Annotated in this window: 13 protein-coding genes and 1 pseudogene; 6 read left to right on the top strand and 8 right to left on the bottom strand. The window is 61.0% G+C overall.

Annotation, left to right across the window (positions count from 1 at the left end; translation table 11 throughout):
• Window positions 1-16: 16 nt before the first annotated feature.
• Both AC5P8D_RS16895 and AC5P8D_RS16890 read right to left on the bottom strand, forming a co-directional pair.
• Window positions 17-661: a DUF1629 domain-containing protein gene (locus AC5P8D_RS16895; protein WP_080112533.1), complete on the bottom strand. Its 645-nt coding sequence runs from the start codon at window positions 659-661 to the stop codon at window positions 17-19.
• Between the two features lie 186 nt (window positions 662-847).
• Window positions 848-1225, bottom strand: a complete 378-nt coding sequence (locus AC5P8D_RS16890; RefSeq protein WP_180880364.1) for a hypothetical protein — start codon at window positions 1223-1225, stop codon at window positions 848-850.
• Window positions 1226-1392: 167 nt separating this feature from the next.
• Here AC5P8D_RS16890 and AC5P8D_RS16885 point away from each other — a divergent pair, with 167 nt between their 5' ends.
• The 3 genes from AC5P8D_RS16885 (at window position 1393) to AC5P8D_RS16875 (ending at window position 2941) form a co-directional block, all read left to right on the top strand.
• Window positions 1393-1602 (top strand): hypothetical protein, encoded by a 210-nt coding sequence (locus tag AC5P8D_RS16885; RefSeq protein WP_313208592.1) that lies wholly within the window; start codon window positions 1393-1395, stop codon window positions 1600-1602.
• A gap of 91 nt (window positions 1603-1693) precedes the next feature.
• Complete coding sequence (locus AC5P8D_RS16880) at window positions 1694-2119, top strand: energy transducer TonB (RefSeq protein WP_019660859.1); 426 nt, start codon at window positions 1694-1696, stop codon at window positions 2117-2119.
• A gap of 453 nt (window positions 2120-2572) precedes the next feature.
• Entirely contained in the window at window positions 2573-2941 is a 369-nt protein-coding gene (locus tag AC5P8D_RS16875; RefSeq protein ID WP_019660858.1) for a hypothetical protein, read from the top strand.
• A gap of 31 nt (window positions 2942-2972) precedes the next feature.
• On the opposite strand, the gene AC5P8D_RS16870 is transcribed toward AC5P8D_RS16875, so the two are convergent.
• The 4 genes from AC5P8D_RS16870 to aceE form a co-directional block, all read right to left on the bottom strand.
• Complete coding sequence (locus tag AC5P8D_RS16870; protein WP_109814305.1) at window positions 2973-4310, bottom strand: McrC family protein; 1338 nt, start codon at window positions 4308-4310, stop codon at window positions 2973-2975.
• 3 nt (window positions 4311-4313) lie between these two features.
• A complete protein-coding gene (locus AC5P8D_RS16865; RefSeq protein ID WP_019660856.1) occupies window positions 4314-6953 on the bottom strand; it encodes an AAA family ATPase in 2640 nt (879 codons plus the stop codon).
• A gap of 269 nt (window positions 6954-7222) precedes the next feature.
• Window positions 7223-8773: an SIR2 family protein gene (locus AC5P8D_RS16860; RefSeq protein ID WP_026347113.1), complete on the bottom strand. Its 1551-nt coding sequence runs from the start codon at window positions 8771-8773 to the stop codon at window positions 7223-7225.
• Between the two features lie 62 nt (window positions 8774-8835).
• Complete coding sequence (gene aceE, locus AC5P8D_RS16855) at window positions 8836-11523, bottom strand: pyruvate dehydrogenase (acetyl-transferring), homodimeric type (protein ID WP_495203509.1); 2688 nt, start codon at window positions 11521-11523, stop codon at window positions 8836-8838.
• A gap of 545 nt (window positions 11524-12068) precedes the next feature.
• Here aceE and AC5P8D_RS16850 point away from each other — a divergent pair.
• A complete protein-coding gene (locus AC5P8D_RS16850) occupies window positions 12069-12629 on the top strand; it encodes a PadR family transcriptional regulator (protein ID WP_049437044.1) in 561 nt (186 codons plus the stop codon).
• A 59-nt stretch (window positions 12630-12688) separates the two neighbouring features.
• Window positions 12689-13486: a siderophore-interacting protein gene (locus AC5P8D_RS16845; protein ID WP_049454464.1), complete on the top strand. Its 798-nt coding sequence runs from the start codon at window positions 12689-12691 to the stop codon at window positions 13484-13486.
• A gap of 159 nt (window positions 13487-13645) precedes the next feature.
• On the opposite strand, the pseudogene AC5P8D_RS16840 reads toward AC5P8D_RS16845, so the two are convergent.
• Window positions 13646-13972, bottom strand: a pseudogene (locus tag AC5P8D_RS16840) (hypothetical protein); the annotation flags it as partial.
• A gap of 197 nt (window positions 13973-14169) precedes the next feature.
• On the opposite strand from AC5P8D_RS16840, the gene AC5P8D_RS16835 reads away from it, so the two are divergent.
• Complete coding sequence (locus AC5P8D_RS16835; RefSeq protein ID WP_159359705.1) at window positions 14170-14571, top strand: hypothetical protein; 402 nt, start codon at window positions 14170-14172, stop codon at window positions 14569-14571.
• Window positions 14572-14831: 260 nt separating this feature from the next.
• Here AC5P8D_RS16835 and AC5P8D_RS16830 read toward each other — a convergent pair whose 3' ends face one another.
• Window positions 14832-15539, bottom strand: coding sequence for a YceI family protein (locus AC5P8D_RS16830; RefSeq protein ID WP_005407837.1), 708 nt, complete (start codon window positions 15537-15539; stop codon window positions 14832-14834).
• Window positions 15540-15606 lie beyond the last annotated feature (67 nt).

Below are 15606 nucleotides of genomic sequence, written 5' to 3'. Positions count from 1 at the left end.
AGTTCAATCAGCGGACTCAGATATCAGCTGCGTCCGTAAACGATAGTCCTCGCGACTCGCCCCTACCACCGATGCCGGCGGCCAGAACCGCATCGCGCAAAGCGCTGTCACAGAAAACCAGGTTCCCTGAGTAAGGCGTTCTGAATATGTGCGCCTGGCTGATGACATCCTTTCGGAACGCCAAGGAACTCCCACCCCTGAGGTCGTAAAACTTGCCTCCGGGATAGCCCTCGTCGCGAACAATGCGGAGCTTTGACGCAGCTTCATCGACCGCATCGATCACTCGGGTCACATCGCAGAGGAAGTAGCGCGGCCCTTCAGATCCATTGGCGAGGCGGTATTCGCTCTCCGCAAACTCGAATCCGTTGGGATCGACAGAGACGAACGCGTTGCGCAAGCGCTCCGAGACGAGCCAGTAACCGCTCATTCCTCCTTCAAGATCTTCCGGAAGCCCCCCCTTCTTGGGCGAGTGAACCAACAGTGGTTTCTCTGCCAAAGGTGGAAATCCCCCCCCTTCAGGACGCAGGATCAACCGTGGAGGTGTGCGAAGTTTCTTCATATTCTCGAACACTACCCCGTGCCCCTTTCCCCCTCGCGTGGTATCCGGCATCAAGAGGAAGAATTCCCCATGTCTGGGCTGAGTTGACTCCATTTGCTCCATGATATTCATCCCTTACAAAATCCTAATTGCTAGCCTAGAGCCAACCTGAAGGAGAGGAAAGTGACCTCCTTTCATTTAAGTGAAAGCTGGCGCCACGCTGCCGCACGTTGCCCTGCGTGACATAGCTGTCGTACGTTCCCAACGCACCGAAGCTCCAAGAGCTGGCACTCCCCAGCTTCAGCTCCGCTAGGCCAACACCAGATCCCCATTGATCAGCGCCACCTTCACCGTGTCCTGCAGCACCCTCACGGCCTCCACTGCCCGAACGATAGAACCTAGGTCGCCTTCAAGCGCCCCCTGCCCGTCCGGCGAGGCCTCGATGGTAGCCAACTGCCGCAACATGCCCTGTGAGTAGGCATCAATCGGCTCCTGCACATAGCGCGAGCATCCCAGCTCATCTGCGAACGCCTGCTCAATGGGCAGGTACAGCCAATTGTGTGCAGAGTTGATGTCGAACTCGCCCGCCGCCTGCAGATGGCGAAGCAGGTTGCTTCCCGCAACGATCGTGGGACCGATGATCAACTGAGAATCGAACAGCGCGTCATTGTCTTCGATGGCAGCCATGGGTCTCCTTTCCTATGGGTGTTGCGATGGGTAACTACGGTCCTCTTTTACTCTGGCATGCATTGGTACGCAATCGGACCACAATCAAATTTTTCGGACCGCCGACGGCGCGTCCCGCCGTGTGAGACCCATCGCAGCCACACTCCTCTTCTCACTGGAGGATGCCCATGATCAGAATCGACCCCACATGGCTGGAAGCCTTCGACAACGAGCTCCTCCACCTGTTCGCCATCGACCATCGCGATGCCGGCATGGATGAGTACCTGCTGGGTTGCTACGCAGATCTGCCTCCGCGCGAGGCCGCACTGGCGTTCGGCAACGACTACGACCTGGAGCGCGACGATGCGCTGTGGCCACGGCCTGGCATGCCAGTGTGAACCGTGCAGCCGTCCGGCGCGCCGGCATTCAAGGCAAGCCATGCCAGAGGATGGCCGCTATGCTGGCAGCGCACCGGAATGGAAACCACGTATGCCCCGTTTGAACACCACCCTGGCACTGAACCTCGTTCTGATGCTGCTGGGCGCTACACCTGCCATGGCCATGGCGGCAGACCCGCAGGTTTCCACTGAAGTGTTCGTAGAGCGCGGTGACAACCCCACCTTCGAGCTGCAGCAGGCGCCTGCCGTTGTGTATTCAACGGCCCCTGCCACCCCGCCCGATACCTTGCTGCAGATGCCCATGGCGGTGCTGTTGGTTGCTCAGCTGGATGAGCTGGGCCAGGTTTCCAACGTGATGGTGGTGCGGTCCAGCGGACTGCGGGAGCTTGATCGTGCGGCCTTTACCGCAGTGGACCAGTGGCGCTTCGAACCGGTCGTGGTTGAGGGCGTCGCGCGGCATGCGCGGGTTCGGGTGCGTTTGAGCTTCGTGCCTCCGGCCGAGGCGCCGCCCGGCTGAACCGCTGGTTCAATCTGTCGCGATTGGCCCTACGCCATGGCCCAGACTGCGAGCAGTTCTGCACTTGGGGCCAATAACGCCAAGCCCTCCAAGACCGTTGCGGCGCAATCGCTTGCCGGCTTAACACCGTGTGCGACAATGCCGAAAGCGTCAGGACTGGCAATCGCCGGTTCTGCAGTTTCTTGGCATTTGGTAGCTGTACGGGTATCTCTTGGCGTGCCACCGGAAAAGGGTGGCGCGGGACTCGAAAACCCGTCTGAATACCCAGTGCTTTACGCTTGCCAGTCGGCGTCATCTTCGGATGGCGCCGGCTGGCAATCCGTTCGCGTTCCATGGCGGGCGGTGCGTGGGGGCCTTCGGGCCCGCCGGCTTGGGTATTCACCGGTTTTCGAGCCCGCACCGTCCGCCACCTTTATCGGTGGCGCTGCTATCTGTCCTGTACGGAGCATTGCCATGAACACATCGGACTTCCGTTCCCTGCACGCGCACTACGATCCGGACAACGCCGTGACCGAGCGCGAACCCTCACCCGATCCAAACTCCTTCGTCGCCACGCTGCACCGCATCGGCACCGGTGCGGCGGCGGATGGCCAGCCGTGGCCGGAGCGGCATCAACTGCCTGGGCGCTGCCTTCAGTTGGCAGATGCAGATTGCGCGCTGGCGGGGCTGCGCGTGGTGGCGGAGCTGATGCTGGCTGCGGAGCGGACTCGGCAGAACGGCGCGCCCGAGGAGTACCTGGGGGATCGGGTGATGGAGGGGTTGAAGATGGCTTGTGTGGCGTTGACTGCGCAGGTGAGTGAGCGGTTGCACGTGCGGGAGTAGCACGTGTGCATGAGCGGCCGGCTCCGATAGTTCAGGGAACCCAGCTACTGAGCTCGCTGCTATGCGCAGCGGGTGGGTTCACTTGAGGAGGGATGTTGCCATTCGGCCGCCAGTGTTCCGGCGTCACCAGCAATCCACGCTCTAAATCAAAGGGCAACACCCAAAGCTGTAGTTCGGCGCTGAAATCAAATGCGGGAAGGGGCTGCGTGAATCCCGCGTGCTGCGGATAGACCAGCGCCAACTGCCCTGCTCCACCCAGGTAGCGCTGCCCGTAGGCAAACATCTGGTAGAAGTCGGATTGTTTGAGCCCATACTTCTCACGCGCATCGCTGGCCGTCGCATCCAGCACCTTCCACTTCGTATCAAGTACGCGGAGCTCATCGCCTCGTCGCAGCAGAAAATCTGGAATCAGATTGAACCAGCTTGCCCCGCCATGGCTGCACAGGTACTCCGACGCTGCACCGCCAACCCGCCACTCCGGCGCGAACTGGCGCGCTAGGCAAGCGCCCACGTAGCGCTCAAACAGCCGCTCCATGGGGAACATCATGCTTGGGCTGCGCCAATCGCCCGCCAATGCCAAGGGGCTCTGGCCCGACAAGATCAGCTCGCATAGCGGACGGACTTCACGATAGTGGGCCATCAGCCGGTCGCTGCCCCAAGCGCGCAGATCGTTAGCCACCTGGGTACTTCGTGGCACGCTGGCCATACGCGTAGACAACTCCTGGGCAAGTCTCCAGGTTCCCGCGTTGCGCGTACGTGCACACACGCGATCCAGGGCGACGCGCAGTAGCCGGTTCTCAGGCCTGTCCTCGCTAAACACATCGTGCTCGATGTTGAAGACGTGGGCACGAGTGGGCGACTGACGGAGCTGACGCGAAATATCCAAGCGACCACGCAGGAACAACTGCTCCTCGCGGACCCGTGTGTAGTCGAAGCGAAGTCCGCGCTTTAGTAGTTCATCCAGCGCGCCGATGAATCGCCCCATGACCCATTCATTTAATGGCGTATCGAATAGAGTCACGTCGGCAGGACTACCTTCCCTCGGTGAGATGTCTAGCACGGTGCATAGCATGCGGCGCAGCAACCGCCTCGCGCCGAGCGCATCATCTACATGTGCAACGTGCTTCGGCAGCACCTCCAATGTGGTGCCGTCGGGACATTCCACTACACCTACATACTGGTCCAGACGCAGCCAGCGTGCGCCATCGCGCTGCATGAGCGCCGCTCCGCCCGCGCGCAAGCGCTCGAACTCACCACAGAGCCAGTCAAAGGACGCCTGCGGGAAGAAGGCGGCATCCAGCCCCTCCTGCTGCGGACCGCCTTCTGAAACGCCGATCCGCGCATACTCGCGCACAGTCAGCACAGCCATCGGTCAGTCTGCCTGGCCGACGAGAATTCCCCTGTAACTGGCTGCCTGCTCGAACGCTGACTCATGGATATACCAATTGGCGGTGTCAGGTGCGAGCTGTGCCTCCGGGGCAAACAGGCGGTTCAACTGCAGCTCGCGCTGGCGCAAGAAGCGCTCACCCTGCGGCTTAGCATCATCGTTCAGCACCCAAGCGATACGACGCCAGTCTTCGAAGAAGTACTCCTGCAGCAACGGCAGAATGCGCAGGCGGAACGCCTCAGCCAGCCCAGGCAGATCTTTGGCGCCCATCAAGTACGCATGGCCGATGAGGTGATCCCGGCCGAGCAGAACTTCGATGCGACTGTTTAGGGTGCTTAACAGTTCACCCATGCGAATACCGTCGACGTCCCAATCAAGCAGCTCCGGCTGGGGCGGCATTTCGATGAACCGGAAGCGTCGGCGCAGTGCTACGTCCATCGCAGCCAGCGAGCGGTCCGCAGTATTCATTGTGCCAATGATGTGCAAGTTGGCTGGCACCGCAAAATCTTGCTTGGAGTACGGCAAGCGAACGGACAACGCTTCATCCATCCCCTGCCGCTTGCTGGGCTCAATGAGGGTAATGAGCTCGCCGAAGATGCGGGCGATGTTTCCCCGATTAATCTCGTCGATGATGAGTACGTATGGCAGGTCGCTGTGCTGCGCATCGATGCAAAGCTCGAGGAAGACACCGTTCTCAACGCCATACTCGAGCGCACCGCTTGCACCTGCACGAGCCTTCAGGCCCTCCACGAAGTCCTCATAAGCGAAGCTCTGGTGGAAGGTGACGAAGCGGATGCGTCCTTCTTCATGCAGCGCATCGAAGCGTTGCTTGAGCACGGCTCGCGCACCAGCCCCCTGACCCTTGATGGCGGCCAGCAACTCCGGATCGAGGATCTCCAGAGCCTTATCCACCACACCATAGGTCTTGCCGGTACCGGGTGGGCCATAGAGGATGGTGTTGGAGGGAGCGTGCATCACCTGCATATCGTCATCCTGTTCCACAGCTTCATCTTCTTGCTCCTCAGCCTCTGCACCGTCGCCCTGCTCATAGGCGATGGCCACCCAGAGGAAGGACTGAACGTCGATCATGTCTGAGGGCGGCCAGCCGTCATCTGACAGTCGATCGGCGAGGCGGCTCGAGAGCGCACGAATGCGCTCCCATTCTTCGACGGTCATGCCGCCCTTGCGGAAGTCGAAGGTCGGGTCGAGCAGACCCAAGGCACGGCGCATCTGGCCGGTCTTGATGAAAAAGTAGCGAGTCGGATCTTTTAGAGTAAGCAGAAGGCTTGAAAGCGACCGTTGGCCGGCAGGCTGTAGCGGTGCGCTCAGCTTGTACAAGGACTCATTGAAGGCCTCAAGTGCAACGTTGTCGTCCCGCCTCCTAAGCAGTGAGAGGACCGCCCTACCCAGCGCTACTCGATCGTCCTCTGGCAACTCGGCCAATTGCGCGACAATTCGCCAACCAACAATGTTCTGAGGTTGCACGTTCTCTACGCCAACGCGAACCTTAAGCAGCTTGAGCAGCGCAGACCAAATTTCCTCTGGCTGTCCGCTCCTGAGCGCCGGACGCATGATCGCGGGGTACTGCTCTACCAACTGCCGCTTGTAGCTGGTTTCCCGCAACAAGCGCTGATCTTTAGAGAAGCCGGTGAATCCGGGGAATCGTGCGAGGAAGCGTTCGCGCAGACGTACGTAGCCGAGCTCAAACGTGTCTCGGCTGCCCTTGCGTGCCTCAATTCGATACTGCCCGTTTGTCTCTTGAATGATGAGCAGCGAATCGCCCGCTGTTACCCCAAGGCGCCTAAACGCGGGCGCAACACGTGCGCGGATGCGAGCTGAGCCTGGTCCATTGGGCCGCAAATCGGAGGTGATCTGATAGCCATTCGGGAACGTAAAGGTAGCTTCTCTTCCTGACGCTACGTCTGGAAGGCCCAGCATGGCTGCATCGAAGCCTGACCAACTGGGGTCAACTGAGATGTAGCCGTTGCGTATGGCGCCATCGGTGAGCACGACTTCCCAGATCAACGGGCCACTCGCCACAGCGGGCGTAGGAGTAGCGAAGGACTTTGTGGTTGCTGGCGGCAGAATCTTTCCGTCACCCTTCAGTCGCAGCTGGCGCGCAGAGAACTCGGTTGGGGAGACGCTAGGACGCCACTGCAGGATCTCAGCCAGGCTGTCGCTATGACCGGTTCCAATGTCGACCGCATCGAACAGGCACGTAACAGGGTGCTCCCCGTCCATCGCCACGAAGTCGAGCTTGCCGCAGTAGATGAATGGGACCGCATTGGAGGCGCCGCGAAACTTTGCCCTCATCCGCGCGAACAGATAGGTGGGCGAACCGCCTGAGATCCTGCGGATGATCGGGGAGCTTTGACTGTTCCTATTCTGGCTTTCCCAGTAGAAGTCGGTGCCGTCGAAAACGTCGAGGTAGTCGGCTTCCCCTTCCTTCTCGAGTGTTACGAACAGCAACACAGCGTTCTCGAGTTCTAGGATGCCGTCGGCCCAGGCAGTGCCATAAATTTCCGTTGGAACAGGCAATCCGCCCAGATGTGCGACATCTTGACGAGAGTACTCGGAACCGATCCGAAACCCATCCAGTCCGATCGGTGAGTTGATGCGTCCCATGCATGACTCATAAAAATTGGCCCAGTACTAATCCTAATGGAACAATGCCAATTACGTCACCAAGTAGCGGTTGGCAGCTTGACTGCTCTCACGTAGAGACAATCAAGCCTCACAGTCCCTCAGACCAGAACATTCCAGGAGAGTCATCGACTCCTCTCTTGTAATACCTCAATGAATCCGCGTACCACGAGATCCTTCTCGCTCGTCATTCAGCCCAATTCGAAAGAAAACGCAAGGAAGATCGCATGCGATTGGGAGAAAAGGCGTCGTCAAAAACGCCAGCCCCATCGAAGCCGATCATAGAAGCAGGCAAGCTTTCTATAGTAGCTCACGTAGCCAGTCGATCCCGCCTTGAAAATATCAAAATTGTCTTCAAGAAAACCTCGAAGAACTTCGAGATCGATCTTGTCGGCAGAAAGGAATGGAATGTATGCGGCCGCGACCTCCGGGGTAAATTCATCGATCACATCCTGAATATCCATATCCTTACACTTCTTAGCGAAAGACTTCTTGTAAACGTTGGAACGGAACTCATCGATCCTCCGCTCAACCCATTTCTTAAGATCATACTCCGACTTGTTAAAATCAGCCTTTGTCGTAATTCCGGCAGCATTCAAATACTTGAAAACCGGAACATTACTGGTATTTCTTCCGACACTCTTAATGACACTCTTGAGTATCATATCAGCGCTGTACTGACGATCCTGAATTACCAGATCAGAGAGCAAATCCACTAACTGGATTGACTCATAACCGACCGCGGAGAGGCCCTTAGCAATTACTCCAACGCCTACCAAGAATTCAACATCATCCGTTTTAGTGATGTTCTCGATGTCGATGACGCTTATTTTCTTATCCGGGTCACCGCTCTTGACAATTTCATACATCTGATCCTTACAAAAACGCAATATACGAGCAGGAACTTTTCTCTTGGTTTTCTCAAGCGCAGCATAAACCTTCGAGAAATCTTGTGTTTTTACGAGAACAATTGGAATCTGCTCTGCATCCAAAGCGTAATAGGATTCCGAAATTGAATCACCCTCTTCTTCCTCAGGCCTCTGCAAGAATATTAAGTTCTTTCTCAACTTGCTAACATTCTTACTGCCTATGCATGAGCTAATAGATCTAAGTATCGACTGAATATTCGGATCAGATAGCGAATACCCAATAAACACGACGGGATGTTCAACAAATACCGTAATTAGCTTGGCAGCCAAGTACGGATTCCGGCTTGCGAATAGTGCGTAGTCGTCAGAGGTCAGGACCAGCGATTCAGGATCCGAGCACCCGCCGTGGATTTTATATATCTCACCAACCTCTTGCGGGTTAGCGAACAGCAAGTCCCCCTGTCCTACGTAGACCTTATAATCAGGGAAAAGATGCTCGGCAAAACAATCCCAATTAGTGGTAATAACACCATCGACATTGAGCCTGCGAACTATCTCAACCTCTTCACCAAGAAGCACACCATCCGGGAATTTATCAGTAAGTGAGGACAGATATCTGCAGATCTCAACCCTTAGGGCTGATGAACTGGTAGATACGCTCTGACCATAATGAGCGCGACTTTCCTCAAACTCGGGATCGGACCACCATCTTTCGTTAAAATCGACAGACAGGAGCTTTGCCGCTTCTGGATAGTCGCCATCAACTCGGGAAAGATAGTATTCGAACTTCTTCCCTGGAGCACAGAAGCGCTGCAAAAGCCCCTTCCAGTCTTCCAAGCCGATGTAGCGCCTGGAAAAACCGGAGCCAAGGAACAGAAAAGCCCCGGATGTCTTCTCTTTGAATAGATCGGTCAGATAGCCTTCAATATCCATATTCAAGCCCTAAAAAATGGGCGACCCACGGGTCGCCCATTTAATGAAAGATAACTACCTAATCAAACCCCAACAGGATTAGCCTTCTCCGGATCAATCTTGTACTGCTTGATCGCCCGGGCCACATCCTTCGCGGTCATCTTCCCTTCCTTCGCCAACGCCGCAATCGCGGCATGCGCGATGTAGTACCGGTCAACCTCAAAGAACCGGCGCAGGTTCGCACGCGTATCCGAACGACCAAACCCATCGGTACCCAGCACCGTGTACGACATCGGCACGAACGCACGGATCTGATCCGCATACGCACGCACGTAATCGGTGGCGGCAATCGCCGGGCCCTGGCGGCCTTCCAGCAGCTCGGTCACGTAGGCCTTGCGCTGCTCACCTTCCGGATGCAGGCGGTTGGCACGTTCCACGTCGAAACCATCGCGACGCAGTTCGTTGAAGCTCGGGCAGCTCCAGATGTCGGCAGTCACGCCGAAGTCCTTGTCCAGCAGCTCGGCGGCAGCAATGGCTTCGCGCAGGATGGTGCCCGAACCCAGCAGCTGCACGCGCAGCTCGCCCTTCTTCGGCTTGCCGGCGTCGGTCAACAGGTACATGCCCTTGACGATGCCTTCGGCCGCACCTTCCGGCATTTCCGGGTGGGTGTAGTTTTCGTTCATCAGGGTGACGTAGTAATACTCGTCCACCTGGTCTTCCATCATGCGCTTGGTGCCGTGCTGCAGGATCACCGTCACTTCGAAGCCGAAGGTCGGGTCGTAGCTGCGCACGTTCGGGATGCCACCGGCCACCAGATGGCTGAAGCCATCCTCGTGCTGCAGGCCTTCACCGTTCAGCGTGGTGCGGCCGGCGGTGCCACCCAGCAGGAAGCCGCGGGTACGCATGTCGGCGGCCTGCCAGGCGATGTCGCCCACGCGCTGGAAGCCGAACATCGAGTAGTAGATGTAGAACGGCAGCATCGGCACGTTGCTGACCGAGTAGCTGGTACCGGCGGCCATCCACGAGCTGATCGCACCCGGCTCGCTGATGCCCTGCTGCAGCACCTGGCCGCTCTGGTCTTCGCGGTAGAACATCAGCTGGTCGGCGTCGACCGGCTTGTACTTCTGGCCGAACGGCGCGTAGATGCCGATCTGGCGGAACAGGCCTTCCATACCGAAGGTACGGGCTTCGTCGGCCACGATCGGCACGATGTGCGGGCCCAGTTCCTTGTCACGCAGGGTGATGTTCAGGCTCTGCACGAACGCCATGGTGGTGGAGTAGCTGCGCTCGCCGCTGCTCTTCAGCAGGCGGTCGTAGGCTTCCAGCTTCGGCGCCACGAAGGTTTTGTCAGCCTTGCGGCGGCGCTGCGGCAGGTAGCCGCCCAGCGCGGCACGGCGTTCCTGCAGGTACTGCACTTCCGGCGAATCCGGGCCCGGGTGGTAGAACGGCACTTGGCCGTCGGCCAGCTGCGCGTCGGTCACCGGAATGTTGAAGCGGTCGCGGAAGTGGCGCACCGCTTCGTCGTCCAGCTTCTTGGTCTGGTGGGTCGGGTTCAGCGCTTCACCGGCGCTGCCCATGCCGTAACCCTTCACGGTCTTGGCCAGGATGACGGTCGGCATGCCCTTGGTGTTCACGGCCTGGTGGTAGGCGGCGTACACCTTGTGCGGGTCGTGGCCACCACGGTTCAGGCGCCAGATGTCGTCGTCGCTCAGGCCGGCCACCATCGCGGCGGTTTCCGGGTACTTGCCGAAGAAATGCTCGCGGGTATACGCGCCGCCGAAGGCCTTGCAGTTCTGGTATTCGCCGTCGACGGTTTCCATCATCAGCTTCTTCAGGACGCCATTGGTGTCCTTGGCCAGCAGGGCATCCCAGTAACCGCCCCACAGCAGCTTGATCACGTTCCAGCCGCCGCCACGGAACACGCCTTCCAGTTCCTGGATGATCTTGCCGTTGCCGCGCACCGGACCGTCCAGGCGCTGCAGGTTGCAGTTCACCACGAAGATCAGGTTGTCCAGGCCTTCACGGCCGGCCAGGGCGATGGCACCCAGGGTTTCCGGCTCGTCGCTCTCGCCGTCGCCGATGAAGCACCACACCTTGCGGTCGGACTTCTCGATCAGGCCACGGTTTTCCAGGTAGCGCATGAACTGCGCCTGGTAGATGGCGGCCAGCGGGCCCAGGCCCATCGACACGGTAGGGGTCTGCCAGTAGTCCGGCATCAGCCACGGGTGCGGGTACGAGGACAGGCCGCCGCCGTCCACTTCCATGCGGAACTTGTCCAGCTGATCTTCGCTGATGCGGCCTTCCAGGAAGGAACGCGCGTAGATGCCCGGGGCGCTGTGGCCCTGGATGAACAGCAGGTCGCCCGGGTGGTTCTCGCTCGGGGCGCGCCAGAAGTGGTTGAAGCCCACGTCGTACAGGGTGGCGCCGGAGGCGAACGAGGCGATGTGGCCGCCCAGGTCACCCGGCTTGCGGTTGGCGCGGACCACGGTGGCCATCGCGTTCCAGCGGATGATCGAACGGATGCGCCATTCCAGCTCGGCATTGCCCGGGCTCTTGGCCTCGAGCTGCGGCTCGATGGTGTTGACGTACTCGGTGGTGGGAGAGAACGGCAGGTAGGCGCCCGAACGACGGGTCAGTTCCACCATGCCTTCCAGCAGCTGATGCGCGCGCTCGGAGCCCTCGACATCAATAACGGCCTTCAACGACTCGATCCACTCCTGGGTTTCCACAGGATTCGGGTCGTTGTTCAGCACCTCGTTCAACCAGTTCATTAGCGCTCCCATAACCGCACGCACGCGCGCGACTGTTGTATAGATTTCTAGACCGCAAAGTGTAGCGCACCAAGGGCTTTCGTCACTTGGCTACGCAGGCGTATGGATGCAACCGGCCAGTGTCCGCAAGGGGCTTGCAAGCGCCCTTGACGGCCCTGCGGCGGGCCTTGGCGGCTGCGCGGGCTGTCGCTTGCGGGCCGCTGCGCCCATGTGCAGGACGCAGTGTTACCGCTGCCGATGACGGTTGTAGGGCAGCGCCGGGGCCACGGTGGGCGCCGTTCGGGCTTCGGCACTGAACCGGCGACAACGTGTCGCACCTGCCTCTGGATTGCCGCTGGCCGTGGGCCCAAGGTGGTCCGTGAGTGATGGGCCCGGTGGCCCTGCTCCCTTCCACAGCATCGCCGGGGCGCCTCGCAAGGGGCGCCCCTTTTGCTGTGGGTGGGGCTGGCCGTGGCCCAAATTGCACCTGCTTGTGGCCGGATCGGGTGTTGTCGCTTTCGACATATCGATATATCGTTTGCACACTCGTTTACCGATATATCGAAATGAGCCGAAGCCCCTCTCCCAGAGCCCGTTCCACCGATTCGGCGGTGCCCCGTCGCAACGGTCAGCCGCGCGTGCTCAGCCGCGGCGACCTGCGCCTGCTGGTGCTGGCCCTGATCGGCGAGCAGCCGCGCCATGGCTACGAGCTGATGCAGCTGATCAGCAACCAGTTCATGCAGGCCTATACGCCCAGCGCCGGCACCATGTACCCGCTGCTGGCCAGCTTCGAGCAGGCCGGCTGGATCGAGGCCGAGGAAGTGGATGGCAAGCGGATCTTCCGCATCACCGCCGCCGGCGAGTTCGAGCTGAAGGTGCAGCGCACCCAGGTGCGCCTAGCGCAGCGACGTGCTTTCGACCGCGCCCGCGAGATCACCAAGGCCTCGCTGCCGCCGCCGCTGGCCTGCGCCCTGCGCGAGTTCAAGCGGGCACTGGTGCACCACCACGGCCGCTGGGCCGAGGGCGAGGCGGACGAAGTGGCGGCGCTGCTGACGCGGGCGTCTGCCCTGCTCAACGGTACCGCCGGTAGCGAGGCATCACCGCTTTCAACGACCCAGCCAGACTGAATCCAGCCAGGTCTCCCCTACGCCGCGCGCCCCCGCGCGACACCTTTACAGGTAACCCCATGACCGAACATAACAACACGCGCCTGCGCCTGGATGTGCGCTTCCGTGAACTGACCGTGCTGCGCACTGAAGAGGTCACCCCGCACATGCGCCGCATCGTGCTGGGTGGCGACGCGCTGGCCGGCTTCGATTCGCCCGGCGCCGACGACCACATCAAGCTGTTCTTCCCCAACGCTGCGGGCGAGATGGTGCTGCCGGTGCTGACCGCCGAAGGCCGCAGCTACCCGGACGGCAAGGAGCCCTCGCCCGCCCGCGACTACACCCCGCGCTGGTGGGACCACGAGACCGGCGAGCTGGCCATCGACTTCGTGCTGCACGACCAGGGCATTGCCGGGCCGTGGGCCGAGCGCGCGCAGCCGGGCGACGTGCTGGTAATCGGTGGCCCGCGCGGTTCGTTCGTGGTGGCCGACACCTACGACGCCTATGTGCTGATCGGCGATGAGACTGCGTTGCCAGCCATCGCCCGCTGGCTGGACGTGCTGCCGGAGGATGCCGAGGTGCAGGCCTTCATCGAAGTGAGCGATGAAGCCGAGCGCCAGGACCTGCCGCAGTACGAGAACGTGCGCATCCACTGGCTGGAACGCAACGGCTTCCCGGCGGCCAGCAGCACGCTGCTGGAAGACATGCTGACCGACTTCGAGGCCCCGGAAGGTGATGTCTTCTACTGGATCGCCACCGAATCGCGCCGCGCGCGGATGATGCGCAAGTTCATCGAAGGCCACCTGGGCGTGCCACGCGACTGGATCCGCTCGACCGGCTACTGGAAGGCCCACCCGGACGAAACCGACGGCGATTGACCGGGCAGCCGGTGGGTGCGGACCCTGCTTGGTGGGTGCGGACCGTTGGTCCGCACGCCTTTGACGCACCTTCCTGGGTGGGTGCGGACCGTTGGTCCGCACGCCCTTGACCATGTAGAGCCGAGCCCACGCTCGGCTGCTTTTCGATTCACCCTCGCGCTACGCGCGATGAGCCGAGCGTGGGCTCGGCTCTACAAGAGCACTGGGCGCCCCCTGCCGCGTCCACCCGAACCGCTTCGCGGCCCATATTTCCAGCGCCACCAGCAGGGCGATGATCAGCACCGGCAGCAGCAGCCCGAAGTACACGCCGGGCATCATGCCGTTGATCTGCGCCTTCACCAGCCGCAGCACGCCACGGGTGTGCAGCAGCTCATCCACGTGCATGGTCAGCGCCTCGCGCACCACTTCCGGTTCCAGGCCGAGGGTACCGGCCCGTTCCACCAGCGTGTCTTCCACCATGCCGCACAGCAGACCTTCGCGCACTTCCGTGGGTGATACAGCGGGCCATTGTAGAGCCGAGCCAATGCTCGGCTGCTCTTCGTTCCGCGATCGGCGAACCCTCGCGCTACGCGCGATGAGCCGAGCGTGGGCTCGGCTCTACAGGTATTCCGCCGCCCGGTTCAACGCATCAGCCGCCAAGCAATGCGACAATCGCGCTCCTTTCCTGCAGCAACGAGGCCCACATGGCCAAACTGACCCTGGCCAGCGTGGACGCGCTGCGTACCCGCTTTGCCGATGACGCCGCCTGCGATGCGGCGCTGGCCGCCTTCGCCGACACCAAAGCCCTGCGCACGCCGCTGCGCGAGCTGGTGGAAGCACAGCACCGCTACCTGCAGGCCGAGTTCGAAGTGGCGCAGGTGGCCGATGTGCTGCGCCGCGACCAGAAGTACGCACCGGTGGGCCGGCCGTCGGTGCACATCGTGCAGCTGCGCAAGCAGCAGGCCGCGACCAAGCAGGCCGCGTTGATCGCCCGCCAGGTAGTGGCGCAGGCAGCGCAGACCTTCGTGCGCGTGAGCGGGATGACGGTGAAGGCCAAGCAGAGCCCGAGCGAAACGTGCGTGGCATGGTTGGGCGCGCTGCGCTGAGCGCGCCGCGCACGATGTGATGGAACCGACCAGCGCGTGATGGAACCGGCCAGCGGTAGAGTCGACTGTTAGTCGACTCGCGCGCGCAGCGCGGGGTTTTGGCATCCCGCGGAGAGCAGTCGACTAACAGTCGACTCTACCAAAGCGGCTTTCCGCGCAGTGCGGAGTTTCCGGGCGCCATCGACGCGGATCGCATTCGCAAAAAGAAGGCCCGCTTTTCAGCGGGCCTTCTGCCTTCTCACGACGAGTGAGTTGGGGCATCAAGCCGCCGGCTTTTCGCCGGTGGCTTCGGTGGTGATGCGGATCTTCACTTCATCGCTGACGTTCGGGGCATACGCGCCGACGCCGAAATCGCTGCGCTTCAGGGTGGTGGTGGCATCGAAGCCGGCGGCCGGAACCTTGGCCATCGGGTGCTCGCCGCCGCCGTTGACGGTGACGTCCAGGGTGACCGGCTTGGTGATGCCCTTGATGGTCAGGTCGCCGGTGACGGTCAGCTTGTTGGTGCCGGCCGCTTCCACCTTGGTGCTCTTGAAGGTGGCATCGGCGAACTTGGCGGCGTCGAAGAAGTCGGCGCTCTTCAGGTGCTCGTCGAACTTGGCGGTGAAGCTGTTCAGGCCGCTCAGCGGCAGCTTCACTTCCACGGTGGACTTGGTCACGTCTTCGGCGTTGTACACCAGGGTGCCTTCAACGTTGCCGAAGTGCGCGCTCGGGTTGGAGAAGCCGAAGTGGCTCCACTGGGCCAGCACGTCGGTGTGGGTCGGGTCCAGCTTGTAGGTGCCCGAGGCGATCTTGATCGCTTCGGCGGCCGGCGCAGCGGCGGCGGCATCGGCAGCCGGGGTGGCGGCCTGCTCGGTGGTGGCCGGGGCGGCGGCATCGGCGGCCGGGGCAGCGGTGTCGGCCGGCTTGGAGCAGGCGGCGATGGCCAGGGTCAGGGCCAGCGGCAGCAGCAGTTTACGGGTGGCGCTCATCTCAGGAACTCTCCGGATCGTAGGGTGGGTACACGGTGCAGCAAGAGCCCGCCGCGGGACGGCGGGC

Source organism: Stenotrophomonas sp. YJH_SMC_101-4 (assembly GCF_059370395.1).
This window is presented reverse-complemented; position numbering and strand designations above follow the sequence as displayed.

Bases quoted from the DNA above. Each gene is read 5' to 3' on its own strand.
- AC5P8D_RS16895 (WP_080112533.1), bottom strand. From the start codon at position 661: ATGGAGCAAATGGAGTCAACTCAGCCCAGACATGGGGAATTCTTCCTC.
- AC5P8D_RS16890 (WP_180880364.1), bottom strand. From the start codon at position 1,225: ATGGCTGCCATCGAAGACAATGACGCGCTGTTCGATTCTCAGTTGATC.
- AC5P8D_RS16885 (WP_313208592.1), top strand. From the start codon at position 1,393: ATGATCAGAATCGACCCCACATGGCTGGAAGCCTTCGACAACGAGCTC.
- AC5P8D_RS16880 (WP_019660859.1), top strand. From the start codon at position 1,694: ATGCCCCGTTTGAACACCACCCTGGCACTGAACCTCGTTCTGATGCTG.
- AC5P8D_RS16875 (WP_019660858.1), top strand. From the start codon at position 2,573: ATGAACACATCGGACTTCCGTTCCCTGCACGCGCACTACGATCCGGAC.
- AC5P8D_RS16870 (WP_109814305.1), bottom strand. From the start codon at position 4,310: ATGGCTGTGCTGACTGTGCGCGAGTATGCGCGGATCGGCGTTTCAGAA.
- AC5P8D_RS16865 (WP_019660856.1), bottom strand. From the start codon at position 6,953: ATGGGACGCATCAACTCACCGATCGGACTGGATGGGTTTCGGATCGGT.
- AC5P8D_RS16860 (WP_026347113.1), bottom strand. From the start codon at position 8,773: ATGGATATTGAAGGCTATCTGACCGATCTATTCAAAGAGAAGACATCC.
- aceE (WP_495203509.1), bottom strand. From the start codon at position 11,523: ATGAACTGGTTGAACGAGGTGCTGAACAACGACCCGAATCCTGTGGAA.
- AC5P8D_RS16850 (WP_049437044.1), top strand. From the start codon at position 12,069: ATGAGCCGAAGCCCCTCTCCCAGAGCCCGTTCCACCGATTCGGCGGTG.
- AC5P8D_RS16845 (WP_049454464.1), top strand. From the start codon at position 12,689: ATGACCGAACATAACAACACGCGCCTGCGCCTGGATGTGCGCTTCCGT.
- AC5P8D_RS16835 (WP_159359705.1), top strand. From the start codon at position 14,170: ATGGCCAAACTGACCCTGGCCAGCGTGGACGCGCTGCGTACCCGCTTT.
- AC5P8D_RS16830 (WP_005407837.1), bottom strand. From the start codon at position 15,539: ATGAGCGCCACCCGTAAACTGCTGCTGCCGCTGGCCCTGACCCTGGCC.